Raw genomic sequence first — 14,713 nt, 5'->3', positions numbered from 1 at the left:
ATCCCACCAGGCGCATCCCGCACCGGCAGCCCCCTCCCCGGATGCGCGGACCGCTGCTATACGCGACCGGATGTCCGCGGCCCAGCAGCCCCTTCGAACCCCCTCAGCCCGCGCACCGAAACTTCCCCGAAAGCTAATTGTTCACGGTAACATCGCGCTGACGACGGCCCGGAACTCCCCTCCGAGGCCGTCGCAGTCACGTTCTCAACGACGAGAGGCTCCACGAATGACGACGAAACGACGGATCCCGATCGCGACCGTGGCGGTGATGGCGCTGACGGCGGGACTGCTCGCGGTCGGCCCGACCGCGCAGGCCGCGCCGGCCACCTCCCTCGACAGCGCGAAGGTGCTCGAGCTGCCGTTCGACGGCAGCATCAGCGACACCAGCGGTCGCGGCAACACGGTCGGGATGCAGAAGGGCACCGCCGCCTACGGAACCGGCCTGGCCGGCCAGGCCTTCGAGTTCACCGGCGGCAACGCCGTCTCGCTCGGCACGAGCGCCCGCCTCCAGCCCGCCGACCTCACCGTCTCGTTCTGGTACAAGCCGACCGCCGCGATGACCGGCGAGCAGGTCTTCACCTGGAACAAGACCGCCTACAACTCCGACGGCTGGTACCTCACCTCCGAGAACGACTCCACCCCGCTCGCGCTCTCGATCGGCCCCTCGAGCGGTCAGCCCTACAAGGTCGCGATCGACACCGCGCGCGCCGGGTTCTTCCCGACGAACGAGTGGACCCACGTCGTCGCGACCTACGACAGGGCGACCAAGCAGGTCGCGTTCTACCGCAACGGCGTCAAGCAGCCCACCGTCACCAAGTACGAGGCGACCGGAGCGGCCACCGGCGTGCTCGGCTCCGAGGGCACCTCCACCAAGACGATCGGCTTCAACGGCCCGCAGTACAACGGCGCGCACCTGCGCGGACTCCTGGACGACTACGTGCTCTACGGGGCCGTCGCCAGCACCACCGACGTCGTCGCCCTGACGAAGGCGCACAACCCGTCCTTCGACGCGGCCGCCGTCGCGAAGGCCGACCTCGACGCCGTCACCCTGCCCGCGAGCACGAGCACCGGCTTCTCCATGCCCACCCGCGGCGCGAAGGGCTCCGACCTCAGCTGGACCTCCTCCGACGAGTCCGTGATCGCGATCTCCGGCGGCACCGCCACGGTCACCCCGCCCACCGGCACCGCGAAGGCCGTCACCCTCACCGGCTCCTCGACCTACGGCGGCAGCACCGCCGTCACCCGGACCTTCACCGTCCAGGTGCAGCCGAACGGCGTGAAGAGCTCGAGCTACCTGCAGGAGGCCGGCCTCTCGGACGTCACCGTCCAGGACCCGTACCTCGACAACGGCGAGCAGCAGACGGTCGAGTACCTGCTGAGCCTCGACCCGGAGATGTTCCTGCACTCCTTCTACACGCAGGCCGGGCTCACCCCGACCACGGCCGGCGGCTACGGCGGCTGGGAGCGCGAGAGCGGCACCCGGTTCCAGGGCCACTTCTTCGGCCACTACCTCTCCGGCCTCTCGCAGGCCTACGCGACCGAGCAGGACGCGACCACGAAGGCCGCTCTGCTCGCGAAGCTCACCGCGTCCGTCGACGGCCTGAAGAAGGTCCAGGACGCCTACGCCCTCAAGGACCCGGCCAACGCCGGCTACGTCTCGCCGTTCCCGGTGAGCTACCTGCCCTCCGGTGCGGACGGCCTGCTCGTGCCGTTCTACAACCTGCACAAGGTGCTCGCGGGCCTGCTCGACGCGCACCAGTACGCGCCGAGCGCCGTGTCCTCGAAGGCGCTCGTCGTCGCCGACGGCTTCGGCAGCTGGATCACCAACTGGGCCGGCCGCCAGGCGAACCCGGGCCAGCTGCTCAACACGGAGTACGGCGGGATGAACGAGGCGCTCTACCGCCTCTACGAGACCACGCAGAAAGCGGACCACAAGCGCGCCGCCGAGTACTTCGACGAGACCGCGCTGTTCCGCAAGCTCGCCAATGGCGAGGACGTCCTCAACGGACTGCACGCGAACACCACGATCCCGAAGCTGATCGGTGCACTCAAGCGCTACACCGTCTTCACCGACGACCCCGCGCTCTACGCCACGCTGACCGCCACCGAGAAGGCGGACCTCGACATGTACCGCCGGGCCGCCGAGAACTTCTGGCGGATCGTCGACGAGAGCCACAGCTACGCGAACGGCGGCAACAGCCAGTCCGAGCACTTCCACGGCGCCGACACCCTCTACCAGTACGCCACCAACGGCCAGACCACCGGCTACGGGGAGAACTCCACCTCCGAGGGCTGCAACATCTACAACATGCTCAAGCTCACCCGGGCGCTGTTCCAGGTGACGAAGGACGTGAAGTACGCCGACTTCTACGAGAACGCGTTCATCAACGGCGTGCTCTCGGTGCAGAACCCGGAGACGGGCATGGTCACTTACTTCCAGCCGCAGACCGCCGGCTACGCCAAGGTCTTCGGCACGGAGCACGACGAGTTCTGGTGCGACCACGGCACCGGCGTCGAGAGCTTCACCAAGCTCGGGGACTCGATCTACTTCGAGGGGCCGAAGACGGTCTACGTGAACCAGTTCCGCTCCTCCGTGCTCAGCTCGGGCGGCAGCAACCTCAAGGTCACGCAGACGGCGGACATCCCGAACACCGACACCGCGACCTTCTCGATCGCGGCGCTCGGAGCGGGAGCCGTCGCCGACGGCACCACGCTGCGGCTGCGCATCCCGGCCTGGGTCGACGGTGCGCCGACGCTCACCGTGAACGGCGCCGTCCGCGACGTCGCCACGCTGACCGAGGGCGGCTACGCGGTCGTCCCGGTCGCGGCGGGCGACACCCTCACCTGGAAGCTGCCGGCCGCGGTCGCCGCGGTGGCGAACACCGAGAACGCGAATTGGACGGCCTTCACCTACGGGCCCGTGCTCCTCGCGACCGAGCTCAACCGCAACAACGTCGACGCCTCCTACCCCGCGGGCGTGCTCGTGCAGATGAGCGTCGCGGACAAGACGGTGAACTCGAACGTCGTCGTCGCGAACGCGGCGCAGTGGACGGCCTCGGTGAAGCAGAACCTGCTCCGCCTGCCCAACGGCGCGAACGGCAACGGGACGACGACCATGCGCTTCGGCATGACGAACGTCGACGCCGCCTCCGAGGCCCGGATCTTCCAGCCGTACTACAGCCTCTACGGGGCGCGCTACGCGACCTACATGACGCTGATCGCCCCCGACTCCGCGGAGGCGCAGGCGCTGATCCTCAAGCAGAAGCAGCAGCTGCGGGTGGACGAGACGACGATCGACTCGCTCACCTCGTTCGACAACAACAACAGCGAGGCCGACAAGAACTACAAGTACAACCGCTCGGCGGTCGGCACCTGGCGCGGCGAGGGCTACCGCGACGGTGAGCGGTCGGCGGACGCGTACTTCCAGTACGACATGATCGTCGACCCGACGCTGCCGAAGAACTACCTCGGCGTCCGCTACTACGGCGGCGACGCGGGGCGCACCTTCGACGTGTACCTCAACGACGTGAAGCTCAAGACCGAGGTGGTCTCGGGTGCCGCGGGTGCACTGAACTGGTACGTGCAGTACGACGAGATCCCTCGCGCGGTGCTCGACGGCATCGCCGCGAAGGACAGCTACAAGCGCAACCAGGCCGGCGCCTACGTGCTCGACGCCCAGGGCAACAAGGTCCCGAAGGTGACGGTGCGCTTCCAGGGCACGGGCACCGCGAGCAATGTCGGCGGCGTCTTCGGCGTGTACACGACGGAGTCGACCGGGTTTGCGACGAACGCCGAGCTGACGAAGCTGACCTCGTCCGTCGGGACGTTCTCGCCGGCGCTCGCCGCCGGAGTGCGCGACCTGACGCTGACCGTGCCGCTGTCGACGACGAGCGTCGCGCTCGACCTCGACCCGGCCGTGGCCAGCGGGCTGGTGAAGGTCGACGGCGTGCTGATCGACGACACCGTCGCCCGGACCGTCACCCTCGCGGCCTCGGGGACCACGAACGTCGTGATCACCTCCTCCGCGCAGGACCACACGACGCTCGCGACCTACCGGCTCGCGATCGTCCGCGCTGCTCCGGCCGCCGTCATCGACCTGACGGTCTCGGCCACGACGCGCTGCGTCGCCGGCAAGGTCGTCCTGACGACGACGGCCCGCAACGACTCGAAGGCCACGGCCGCGATCTCGATCGCGACGCCGTACGCCACCAAGTCCTACCCGGGCATCGCGCCGACCAAGAGCGCGACGCAGGCCGACACCACCCGCGCCGCCTCGATCCCGGCCGGCACCGCGACCGTCACCGCGACGGCCACGATCGACGGCAAGGCGGTGACGACGACCAAGGCTGCCCCCTACTCCGCCCGCACCTGCGGCTGACCCGCGCTGATTCCCTCCCGCGAGATGCCACTTGTGCACGCTTTTCACGGCGTGTCGCGTGCACAAGTGGCATCTCGCGGCGGGGATCAGATCCCCCTGGGCGTTACCGATTCGTTACCTTGCGAGACCAAACCGGCACCACACTGCGAATGGGCAGGTCAAGGGCGGAGCATGACTCCCATGGAACAGACAGGGAAGAACTCGCGCGTGCCGCGGCTGCGGTTCATCGCGCTCGCGGCCGTCGCCGGCATCGTCGTCGCGGGAGTGCTGCTGGCGATCGCCGAGCTCGTCGCGCTGGTCGTCGCGAAGAACGCGAGCCCGGTGCTCGCGCTCGGGGCCTTCGTGGTCGACATCGTGCCGCGGCCGCTCAAGGAGTTCGCGATCGAGACGTTCGGCGCGAACGACAAGATCTTCCTGCTCGCGAGCATCGGCGTCGCCGTGCTGGTCGCCGCCGCCCTGGCCGGCGTGCTGCAGCTGGTCCGCCCGCCGCTCGGCCAGATCCTGCTCGTCATCGCCGGCGGCCTCTCGATCGCCGCGATCGTCACCCGCACCGGAGCGACCCCGCTCTCCGCGGTGCCCACCCTCGTCGGCCTCGTCGTCGCGATGATCGTGATGCACCTCACCGTCTCGCGCCTGCGCCGCTGGCGCGCCGCCTCCGCCGCCGAGAAGACCGGCGCCGCGCCCGCCGCCCGTCCGGTCGGCATCGAGCGCCGCGGCTTCTTCCGCGTGACGCTGATCGCCGCCGTCGGTGCCGCCGTGATCGGCGCCGGAGCGCGTGCCGTCAACGCCGCCACCTCCTCGCTGGCCAGCGTGCGCGACGCGCTGCGCCTCCCCAGCCCGCGCACCACCGTGACCGTCCCGGCCGGAGCCGACCTCGGCATCGACGGCCTCTCCCCGCTCTACACGCCCAACGCCGACTTCTACCGCGTCGACACCGCGCTGACCGTCCCCTCGATCGACCCCTCCACCTGGTCGCTGAAGATCAGCGGCATGGTCGACCAGGAGGTCACGATGTCGCTCCAGGACATCTTCGACATGGGCCTGGACGAGTACGGCATCACCATGACCTGCGTCTCGTACCAGGTCGGCGGCGACCTCGTCGGCAACGCGAAGTGGCTCGGCGTCCCGCTCCGCGACGTCCTGAAGAAGGCCGGCGTGCAGAGCGGCGCCGACATGCTGCTCTCGACGAGCGTCGACGGCTACACCGCCAGCACCCCGCTCTCCGCGGTCACCGACGAGAACCTCGACGCGATCCTCGCGGTCGGCATGAACGGCGAGGCGCTGCCCTTCGAGCACGGCTTCCCGGTGCGGATGGTCGTGCCCGGCCTCTACGGCTACGTCTCGGCCACCAAGTGGCTGACCGAGCTGAAGGTCACCACCTTCGCCGCCGACGAAGCGTACTGGACCCCGCGCGGCTACGACGCCGAGGCGCCGATCAAGATGTCCTCGCGCATCGACACCCCGCGCATCGACGCCGCGATCCCGGCCGGCCCGACCAAGATCGCCGGCATGGCGTGGGCGCAGACCACCGGCGTCGCGAAGGTCGAGGTGAGCATCGACGACGGCGACTGGCAGGAGGCGACGCTCTCCACCCCGGTCAACCTCGACACCTGGGTGCAGTGGTACGTCGACTGGACCGCGGAGACCGGCTCGCACTACGTCGCCGTCCGCGCCACCGACGCCACCGGCATGGTCCAGATCGAGGAGCGCGCCGGCGTCGCCCCCAACGGCTCGTCCGGCTGGCAGCGCACGCTCGTCCGCGTGAGCTGACGCCGCCCGGATCTCGATACGCCCGCTGCGCGGGCTACTCGATCAGCGAAGACCTGCTGGTCGAGTAGCCGCGCAGCGGCGTATCGAGACCCACCGGGTCAGCGGCGGAAGCTCGCCGCGTGGTGCTCCGGGGCCAGGTGCGGGCCGGCGCCGAGCATGCGCTCGCGGAAGGTGGCGCCGGTGGGCTCGGGGTCGAGGCGGCCGCGGCGGCGCAGCTCGGGCTGCACGAGCTCGACGAAGTCGCGCATCGAGGCGAGACCGAAGACGGCCTCGAGCATGATGCCGTCGAGGTCGGTCTCGTCCAGCATCCGCTCGAGCTCGTCGGCCACCTCGACGGGGTCGCCGGTGATCGCGAAGCCGCGGGTGCCCTTGCCCTTCAGCTCGTCGAGGATCTCGCGCACGGTCGGCGCCGTGCCGTCCGGCCGGGTCAGGAAGCGGTCGATGTTGCTGGTGCCCATCTGGCCCGCCTGGTCGTCGAGCACCAGCTGCTCGGCCAGGGTGCGGTCGAGGTCGTACTCGAGCAGATCGACGCCCGTGTTGCCGGCGTAGTAGTGCGCGGCCAGCTCGTCGGTCTGCAGGGCGTCGAACTCGGCGCGCAGCTGCGCCGCCTCCGCCGAGGTCGGAGCCACCACGATCGTCACGCCCACCATGACCTTGAGCGACGCCGGATCGCGGCCGTTCTCCGCGGCCCGGCGGCGGAGGTCCACGATGTCCGCCTTGACCTTGCCGTACGTCGAGCCCTGAACGAACACGCACTCGGCGTTCTTCGCGGCGAAGGCGCGGCCGACCGGTGAGGTCCCGGCCTGGAAGAGCAGGGGCGAGCGCTGCGGTGACGGCGGCAGCGTGTGGTAGCCGTGCGAGCGGTAGAACTCGCCCTCGTAGGCGACCGGATGCACCTTCGCCGGGTCCGCGAAGACGTTGCGCTCGTGGTCGAGCACGATGACGTCGTCGTCGTTGCCGCCCTCCCAGAACGAGAAGGCGACGTCGACGTACTCCTGCGCGGCGCGGTAGCGCTCGTCGTGCGGGACCATCGCGGACTGGCCGAGCATCGCGGCCATCGTGTTCTGCGAGGCGCCGGTGACGATGTTCCAGCCGATCCGCCCGCGGGTGACGTGGTCGAGGGTGGAGAACTTGCGCACGGCGTGCAGCGGGTGGTCGGCGCCGGTGGTGCTGGTGACCACGAAGTTCAGGCGCTCGGTGCCGACCGCCAGTGCGGGGATGAGGTACGCGCCGTCGAGCGCGAAGGTCATCCCGGCCTCGATCAGCACGTCCGAGAGCTCGCCGCGGCGCGAGGAGTAGCCGAAGGAGCCGCCCGCGAAGAAGAGGAAGTCGAAGCCGGCGTCGTCGAGGAGGCGCGCCATGTGCCGCCAGTAGTCGATGTCGCGGAAGTCGCCGTCGCGGCTGCGCGGGTGCGACCAGCTGATCGTGCCGCCGACGTGCGGCGTGCCGGCTTCGAAGAGTCCGAGGACGATCCGCTTCTTCATGCTCTCCCGCGTTCCGGCCGGGGTCCGCCGGCTGCTCCGGGAACCCTAGCGAGTGCGCGTTTCGGGGCTGTTGCGGCGTACCGGGACTCGCCCCGTCCGGCAGCGGCGCCGCCGCGGTCCCGGCGTGCGGAGCGCGCTCGCAGAACGAGGCGGATACTGGAGTCGCACCCGATAGCAGACAGATGTCGGACTGCGCGCGGAGCGCGGCCGGCGAAGGAGGAACCGTGAAGGCACTGCGCTACACCACCGTCGGACAGCCCCCCGAGGTCGTCGAGATCGAGAAGCCCGTGCCCGGCCCGGGCGAGATCCTGCTGAAGGTGACCGCCGCCGGCGTCTGCCACTCCGACGACTACGTGATGAGCCTGCCCGAGGAGGACTACCTCGCGCAGCAGTACCCGCTGCCGCTGACCCTCGGCCACGAGGGCGCCGGCGTGATCGAGGAGTTCGGTCCCGGCGTCGAGACCGGCCTGCGGATCGGCGAGTCCGTCGCCGTCTACGGACCCTGGGGCTGCGGCCACTGCCTGAACTGCTCGCGCGGCGCCGAGAACTACTGCACCAACGCCGCCGCCGAGGGCATCCGCCCGCCCGGCCTCGGCAGCCAGGGCTCGATGGCGGAGTACATGATCGTCGACGCCGTCCGCCACCTCGTGCCGATCGGCGCCCTCGACCCGGTGAAGAACGTGTCGCTCACCGATGCGGGGCTCACGCCGTACCACGCGATCAAGCGCAGCCTGCCGAAGCTCGGCGCGGGCACCTACGCGGTCGTGATCGGCTCCGGCGGGCTCGGGCACGTCGGCATCCAGATCCTCAAGGCGCTCTCGGGTGCGACGGTGATCGTGCTCGACGTCAGCGAGGAGAAGCTCGAGCTGGCGAAGCACGTCGGCGCCGACGTGACCCTGATCAGCGACGCCTCCGCGGCGGAGAGGATCCGCGAGATCACCGGCGGGCTGGGCGCGGACGCCGTCTTCGACTTCGTCGGCGCGGGCCCGACCATCGCGACGGCCACGGCGGTCGCGGCGATCGAGTCCGACGTCACCATCGTCGGCATCGGCGGCGGCTCCGCGACGGTCGGCTTCGGCGCGATCGCCTACGACGCGGCCGTGCGCGTGCCCTACTGGGGGTCGCGCAGCGAGCTGATCGAGGTCTTCGAGCTCGCCAAGGCCGGCCGGATCGACGTCGAGGTGCAGGAGTACGCGCTCGCCGACGCGCCCCGCGCCTACGCCGACCTGCACGCCGGCACGGTGCGCGGCCGCGCGGTCATCGTGCCGTAGGGCGGGCTCGCGGAGCGGTGGATCTCGATACGCCCGGAGCGCGGGCTACTCGATCAGCACGGGGGAGGGCCACCCGTCTAGCCTTCGAGGATGCGCTCCCGGCTCCTGCACGCCCGCGAATCGTTCTGGTTCCTGCCCACGCTCTTCGGAGTCCTCGCGATCGCGCTCGCCTTCGGGCTGATCGAGGTCGACCGGCTGCTGATCCGCGCAGGGATCCAGGACCTGCCGCTCGTCGAGGACCTCTCCGCGACGGGCGGCCGGGCGATCCTCTCGGCGATCGGCGGCACCATGCTCGGGGTCGCGGCGACGTCGTTCTCCATCACGATCTCCGTCCTCGCGACCACGTCCTCGGCCTACGGGCCGCGGCTGGTGCGCAACTTCATGGCCGACCGAGGCAACCAGGTCGTCCTGGCGGTGCTGACCTCGACGTTCCTCTACTCGCTGATCGTGCTGCGCTCGGTGCACACCGAGGAGGACGCGACCCTGGCGTTCGTGCCGGTCGTCGCGGTCGGCTTCGCGGTGGTGCTCGCCGTCGGCGACGTCGCCGTGCTGGTGTACTTCATCCACCACATCGCGCTGTCGGTCCAGGTGACGACGCTGCAGAAGCGGGTGCTCGGCGAGCTCGAGTCGGTCATCGCGGAGCTGTCCGGGGGCGAGCCCGATCCGCGCGAGGAGTCCTTCCCGGGCGGCGGCGTCGTGCTCGTCGCCCCGCGCGCCGGCTACGTCGAGCAGCTCGAGATCGAGCGGCTCGTCGCGCTCGGCGCCCGGAACGACGCGGTGCTGCGCGTCCTCGCCCAGCCCGGCGACCACGTGCTGGCCGGCGATCCCGTGCTCGAGGTCGCCGGCTCGGCCGACCTGGCGGACGCGGCGCTCGCCGCGGTCGTGATCGCCGACGCGCGGTCGCCGCACCAGGACCTCCGCTACGCCGTGCAGCAGGTCGTCGAGATCGGCGTGCGCGGCCTCGCCACCGGCACGAACGATCCGCACACCGCGGTCAGCGCCCTCGACGCCCTGACCGGCGCTCTCGTCGAGCTCTGCGGCGGCGACGGGCCGCGCACCCGCTTCCGCGACGGCGACGGCGTCGCCCGGCTGCACGGCACCTGGCCGACGGGGGCCGACCTGCTCGCCGAGGTCTACCTCGCGCTCCGCGCCTACGCGATGGACCAGCCGCTCGTCGTCCGCGCCGCGATCCGCCTGGCGCAGCGCCTCGAGCCGGTCGCCCGCGGCGCCGAGCGCGCCGAGCTCCACCGCCAGCTCGAGGCGTTCGCGGCGGCCTACGACGCCGCCGACCGCGACGCGCTCGAGGCCCCGGTGGTGCGGCGCGACCTGGAAGAGCTGCTCGTCAGCGCAGCCGCGCCGTCGACGAGCGCAGCACCAGCCGGGCGGTGACCGCCGTGCGCTCCTGGCGCTCGCCGGTGCGGATCCGCGCGGCCAGCATCTGCAGGGCCTTCTCGCCCAGCAATTGGTGGTCGAGGTGCATCGTCGTCAGCGGCGGCGAGTAGTACGCGGAGTCCGGCATGTCGTCGACGCCGACGATCGAGTAGTCGCCGGGCGCCGTCCGGCCGCGCTCGGCCATCGCGCGGAGGAAGCCGAGCGCGATCTGATCGTTGGCGGCCGAGACCGCGGTGAACGACTCCGGATCGACGGACCGGCCCTTCGCGGCGCCCGACTCCGCGTCCCACTCCGCACAGCGCAGCACCTCGAGCGGGGTGACGCCCGCCTCCGTCAGCGCCGCCCGGTAGCCGCGCTCGCGGTCGACGGCCTCGTTGCGGTCGCCGGGACCGGCGAGGTGCAGGATCCGCCGGTGCCCGAGCTCGAGCAGGTGCCGAGTGCCGAGGTAGCCGGCGCCGTACGAGTCGGCGTAGGTGGAGTCGCCGGCGGGCCCGCCGCGCTCCGACCGCGTCACCACCGGCACCGAGGCGGCGATGTACTCGACGAGCTCGTCGAGCCCGCCGTAGGGCGTGCCGACGATGATCCCGTCGACCTGGAAGGCGAGCAGCTTGTCGACCGCGTGCCGCATCTCCTCGCGCGCACCGGGGGCGTCCGGCCCCACCTCGAGCAGTGCCGTGATCAGCGAGAGCCCCTCGGCCCGCGCGGCCCGGCTCACCCCGGTCAGCAGCTCCGAGTGCCCGTAGTTGAGCGGACCCATCGCGAGGAAGCCGACCGTGTCGGTGCGCTGCACCCGCAGATTCCGGGCGACGCGGTTGTGCCGGTAGCCGAGCTCGGCGATCGCCGCCTCGATCCGGACGCGCGTCGCCGGAGCGACGTAGCCGCCGGTGAAGAAGCGGGAGACGGTCTGCGCCGAGACCTCGGCGTGCCGCCCGACGTCGGCCATGCTCGGCCGTGCGCGGGGCGGGGACGTGCTCGACATCGAGGCTCCCTCCCTGGCGGCGACCCGCTCACTCTACTGAGCCGATTCCGGGCCGCTTCCCGTTACCCGATCGTGACCCATCAACCGGTTGCGCGCATTGTCGCGCCAATGTGTTATCGATAACGTATCCCTCATCCACCGCCGCTGGAGCTCCAGTCCCTGGCCCCGATCGGCGGATCCGACGTCGATGTCGCGCTGCTGCGATGTCGAGCAGCGAAAGGACGCGAAGATGCGTGCTCTGACCCGATCCGTCGCCCTCGCCACGGGCGCCCTCCTCCTCGCCGGCCTGGCCGGCTGCTCCGCGAGCGGCGGCGACACCGGCGGGAAGACCGAGATCACCTGGTTCAAGCTCACCGAGTCGGCCGACTCCGCGAACGCGACGATCAACGAGATCGTCAGCGACTTCGAGGAGGCGAACCCCGACATCACCGTCAAGGTCGAGCAGCGGGCGGTGGACGCGCACAAGGACGCGCTGCGCACCACGCTCGGCACCAGCGGCGCCCCCGACCTCTTCTTCTCCTGGGCCGGCCCCGGCCTCGGCGGCGAGTTCATCGACGCCGGCGCGAGCCTCGACCTGAAGGAGTACTACGACGAGTACGGCTGGGCCGACCGCTTCTCCGACACCACGCTGTCGACCGTCACCCAGTACGGCGGCTACGACGGCGTGCCCTACACCCAGCGCACCGAGGCGGTCTTCTACAACAAGGACCTCTTCGCCGAGGCCGGCATCGACGCGGCGCCCACCTCCTACGACGAGCTCGTCGAGGACGCCGGGAAGCTCAAGGACGCGGGCATCACCCCGTTCGAGTTCGGCGGCACCGTCAACTGGCACGTGATGCGCCTGCTCGACAGCCTGCTCGAGACCGAGTGCGGCGCCGACGGCTACCAGGCCCTCGTCACCGGCGAGGCGAGCTGGGCCGACGAGTACTGCGTGACCGACACCTTCACCGAGTTCGCCACCTGGACCGCCGACTACGTGAACAGCGGCTTCATCTCGATCAACAACGACGAGTCGAGCTCGCTCTTCTTCAGCGGCAAGGCCGCCATGGCGATCGAGGGCGACTGGTTCAACCAGCAGATCCGCGACGCCGGGATGTCCGAGGACTCGGTCGGCATCTTCGCCTTCCCCACGGGCACCGACCGCATCTACGGCTTCAACGAGAACAACTACATCTCCGCGAACTCCGACCACCCCGACGAGGCCGCGAAGTTCCTCGACTACCTGACCTCGCCCGAGGCGCAGTCGAAGTTCATCGCGACCTTCGGCAGCCGCTCGGTCAACGTCGACGTCACCCCCGAGGACCAGAGCGCCTTCGACGCCCTCTGGAACCCGATCACCGAGGCGGCGACCGGCGTCTACATGAACAACGACCAGAACCTCTCGCAGTCGCAGACCACCGAGTACTGGCGCATCCAGAACCTCGTCGCGACCGGCGACCTCGACCCGGCCGACGCCGGCGCCGAGTTCCAGAAGTTCATCGACCAGCAGTGACGCCCCGGGCGCGGAGGGGCCCCACCCCTCCGCGCCCGAGCCGTCCCGTGTCCGCGACGTCCGAGAGGTCCGCCATGACGACATCCACCCCCGCCCGCCCGCGGCAGTCCGCGCCGGAGCCGCCGCGGAAGAAGCATCCGCGGCGCCGGGCCCTCGCCCGCTTCGGCGGCACCGGCTTCCTCGCCGCACTGCCGTTCCTCGCGCCGGCGCTCGCCGCCTACCTCGTCTTCGTGGTCGGCCCCTCGCTCGAATCGGTGCGGCTGAGCTTCTTCGAGTGGTCCGGCTTCCAGGGCGCGCCGCAGGTGTTCGTCGGCCTGCAGAACTACGTCCGGATCTTCACGCAGGACCCGGTGTTCTGGACCGCGTTCTCGAACACCCTGATCTGGGTGGTGCTGTCGCTGTTCATCCCGGTCGGCCTCGGCCTGGTGATGGCGCTGGCGCTCAACCGCCCGCTGTTCGGGCGGAACGCCTTCCGCTCGCTCTTCTACATCCCGGGCGTGCTCGCCCCGATCGCCATCGCGAACATGTGGCGCTGGATGTACAACCCCAACTACGGCGTCGGCGTGAACCTCGCGCAGCTGTTCGACCTGCCCTGGCTGGCCGAGGTGCAGTGGCTGGGCGACAAGAACCTCGCGCTCTACTCGATCTTCGCCACGTTCGTCTGGCAGATCGCGGGCACGAACATGGTGCTCTTCCTGGCCGGGCTGCAGAGCGTCTCGCCCGACCACGTCGAGGCCGCGCGGCTCGACGGCGCGAACGCCTGGCAGGTCTTCCGCAACGTGACGATCCCGGCGCTGCGACCGACCACGGTCATCGTCGTGGTGCTCACGATCATCAACTCGATCAAGGTGTTCGACCTGATCGTCGGCATGACCGGCGGCGGCCCCGCGCAGCAGACGCAGGTGCTCGCGCTGTGGTCGTTCCAGCAGTCCTTCAACAACCACGAGTACGGCCAGGGCAACGCGATCGCCACCGTCCTGCTCGTGATCACCCTCGTCATCGTCGTCCCGTACATGGTGTGGACGGCTCGTCAGGAGAAGAACTCATGAGCGTCACGAGCATCCCGACCGGCGCGCCCGGCCTGGTCGCGCCGGCCAAGCGCACCCGCCGCCCGGTCGGCGGTCGCGACTACATCCGGATCGGCCTCTGGATCGCGCTGGTCTTCGCGGTCCTGATCTGGGCGGTCCCGCTGATCTTCATGGTCTTCACCTCGCTCAAGAGCGAGGCCGACATCTTCAGCACGCCGGCCTTCGTGCCGCCGTGGTCGCCCGACTTCGGCAACTACGTCGAGGCGCTCGACCGCGGCAACCTGCTCACCGCGGGCGGCAACAGCCTGATCATCGCGCTGTTCAAGGTGCCGATCGGCCTGTTCATCTCGGCGGCCGCCGCCTTCGCCCTCGCGCGGATGCGATTCCGGCGACAGCGCCTGCTGATGGGCGTGATCGCGCTCGGCGCGATGGTGCCGATCCAGGTCGCGATCGCCCCGCTGTTCCAGGTGATCAACGGACTCGGCCTGCTGAGCAGCAACTTCGGCATCATCCTGCCGTACATCGCGTTCGGCCTGCCGTACCAGACCTTCATCCTCTACGGCTTCTTCCGGCAGATCCCCGAGGAGATCGACGAGAGCGCGCGGATCGACGGCGCCGGCAACTGGCGGCTGTTCCTGACGATCATCCTGCCGCTGGCCCGCCCGGCGCTCGCCGCGCTGTTCATCCTCGACTTCGTCTCCACCTGGAACGAGTACTCCATCGCGCTCGCCCTGCTGCAGAGCCAGGACTCCTGGACGATCCCGCTCGCGCTGCAGGGCTTCCAGTCGCAGTTCACCAGCTCGTACGGGCCGCTGAACGCCTTCACCATCATGTCCGTCTTCCCCGTGCTGATCGTCTACCTGATGTTCCAGCGCTACTTCGTCGAGGGCGCCTTCGCCGGCGCCGTGAAGGGCTGACC

9 protein-coding genes are annotated in these 14,713 nt (G+C 70.3%); 7 read left to right on the top strand and 2 right to left on the bottom strand.

The window, feature by feature from the left end:
- Positions 1 to 226 precede the first annotated feature (226 nt).
- Positions 227 to 4,378, top strand: coding sequence for a beta-L-arabinofuranosidase domain-containing protein (locus GSU72_RS17785; RefSeq protein WP_159986225.1), 4,152 nt, complete (start codon positions 227 to 229; stop codon positions 4,376 to 4,378).
- 180 nt (positions 4,379 to 4,558) lie between these two features.
- Entirely contained in the window at positions 4,559 to 6,148 is a 1,590-nt protein-coding gene (locus GSU72_RS17780) for a molybdopterin-dependent oxidoreductase (protein WP_159986224.1), read from the top strand.
- A gap of 98 nt (positions 6,149 to 6,246) precedes the next feature.
- Here GSU72_RS17780 and GSU72_RS17775 read toward each other — a convergent pair whose 3' ends face one another.
- Positions 6,247 to 7,632, bottom strand: coding sequence for an NtaA/DmoA family FMN-dependent monooxygenase (locus GSU72_RS17775; RefSeq protein WP_159986223.1), 1,386 nt, complete (start codon positions 7,630 to 7,632; stop codon positions 6,247 to 6,249).
- A gap of 224 nt (positions 7,633 to 7,856) precedes the next feature.
- Between GSU72_RS17775 and GSU72_RS17770 the strand changes: the two genes are divergently transcribed.
- Together GSU72_RS17770 and GSU72_RS17765 are read left to right on the top strand one after the other, a co-directional pair.
- On the top strand, positions 7,857 to 8,903 hold the full coding sequence (locus GSU72_RS17770; RefSeq protein WP_159986222.1) for an NAD(P)-dependent alcohol dehydrogenase: 1,047 nt from the start codon (positions 7,857 to 7,859) through the stop codon (positions 8,901 to 8,903).
- A gap of 90 nt (positions 8,904 to 8,993) precedes the next feature.
- Positions 8,994 to 10,292 carry a DUF2254 domain-containing protein gene (locus GSU72_RS17765; protein WP_159986221.1) on the top strand — a complete coding sequence of 433 codons (1,299 nt, stop codon included), beginning with the start codon at positions 8,994 to 8,996 and terminating at the stop codon, positions 10,290 to 10,292.
- On the opposite strand, the gene GSU72_RS17760 is transcribed toward GSU72_RS17765, so the two are convergent.
- The gene (locus tag GSU72_RS17760; RefSeq protein ID WP_159986220.1) at positions 10,246 to 11,274 is read right to left on the bottom strand and encodes a LacI family DNA-binding transcriptional regulator; all 1,029 of its coding nucleotides are present in this window, start codon (positions 11,272 to 11,274) and stop codon (positions 10,246 to 10,248) included. The genes GSU72_RS17765 and GSU72_RS17760 overlap by 47 nt on opposite strands.
- A 229-nt stretch (positions 11,275 to 11,503) precedes the next feature.
- Between GSU72_RS17760 and GSU72_RS17755 the strand changes: the two genes are divergently transcribed.
- From GSU72_RS17755 to GSU72_RS17745, 3 genes are all read left to right on the top strand, one after another.
- The gene (locus GSU72_RS17755; protein WP_159986219.1) at positions 11,504 to 12,766 is read left to right on the top strand and encodes an extracellular solute-binding protein; all 1,263 of its coding nucleotides are present in this window, start codon (positions 11,504 to 11,506) and stop codon (positions 12,764 to 12,766) included.
- Between the two features lie 74 nt (positions 12,767 to 12,840).
- Positions 12,841 to 13,815: a sugar ABC transporter permease gene (locus GSU72_RS17750; protein ID WP_159986218.1), complete on the top strand. Its 975-nt coding sequence runs from the start codon at positions 12,841 to 12,843 to the stop codon at positions 13,813 to 13,815.
- Positions 13,812 to 14,711 carry a carbohydrate ABC transporter permease gene (locus GSU72_RS17745; RefSeq protein WP_159986217.1) on the top strand — a complete coding sequence of 300 codons (900 nt, stop codon included), beginning with the start codon at positions 13,812 to 13,814 and terminating at the stop codon, positions 14,709 to 14,711. Before GSU72_RS17750 ends, GSU72_RS17745 begins: the two co-directional genes overlap by 4 nt.
- Positions 14,712 to 14,713: the final 2 nt, after the last annotated feature.

The organism is Rathayibacter sp. VKM Ac-2760 (assembly GCF_009834185.1).
Lineage (GTDB): Bacteria > Actinomycetota > Actinomycetes > Actinomycetales > Microbacteriaceae > Rathayibacter.
This window is presented reverse-complemented; position numbering and strand designations above follow the sequence as displayed.

What these genes read in the sequence shown, in the direction of transcription:
- GSU72_RS17785 (WP_159986225.1), top strand. Translation starts at nt 227, where the DNA reads ATGACGACGAAACGACGGATCCCGATCGCGACCGTGGCGGTGATGGCG.
- GSU72_RS17780 (WP_159986224.1), top strand. Translation starts at nt 4,559, where the DNA reads ATGGAACAGACAGGGAAGAACTCGCGCGTGCCGCGGCTGCGGTTCATC.
- GSU72_RS17775 (WP_159986223.1), bottom strand. Translation starts at nt 7,632, where the DNA reads ATGAAGAAGCGGATCGTCCTCGGACTCTTCGAAGCCGGCACGCCGCAC.
- GSU72_RS17765 (WP_159986221.1), top strand. Translation starts at nt 8,994, where the DNA reads ATGCGCTCCCGGCTCCTGCACGCCCGCGAATCGTTCTGGTTCCTGCCC.
- GSU72_RS17760 (WP_159986220.1), bottom strand. Translation starts at nt 11,274, where the DNA reads ATGTCGAGCACGTCCCCGCCCCGCGCACGGCCGAGCATGGCCGACGTC.
- GSU72_RS17755 (WP_159986219.1), top strand. Translation starts at nt 11,504, where the DNA reads ATGCGTGCTCTGACCCGATCCGTCGCCCTCGCCACGGGCGCCCTCCTC.
- GSU72_RS17750 (WP_159986218.1), top strand. Translation starts at nt 12,841, where the DNA reads ATGACGACATCCACCCCCGCCCGCCCGCGGCAGTCCGCGCCGGAGCCG.
- GSU72_RS17745 (WP_159986217.1), top strand. Translation starts at nt 13,812, where the DNA reads ATGAGCGTCACGAGCATCCCGACCGGCGCGCCCGGCCTGGTCGCGCCG.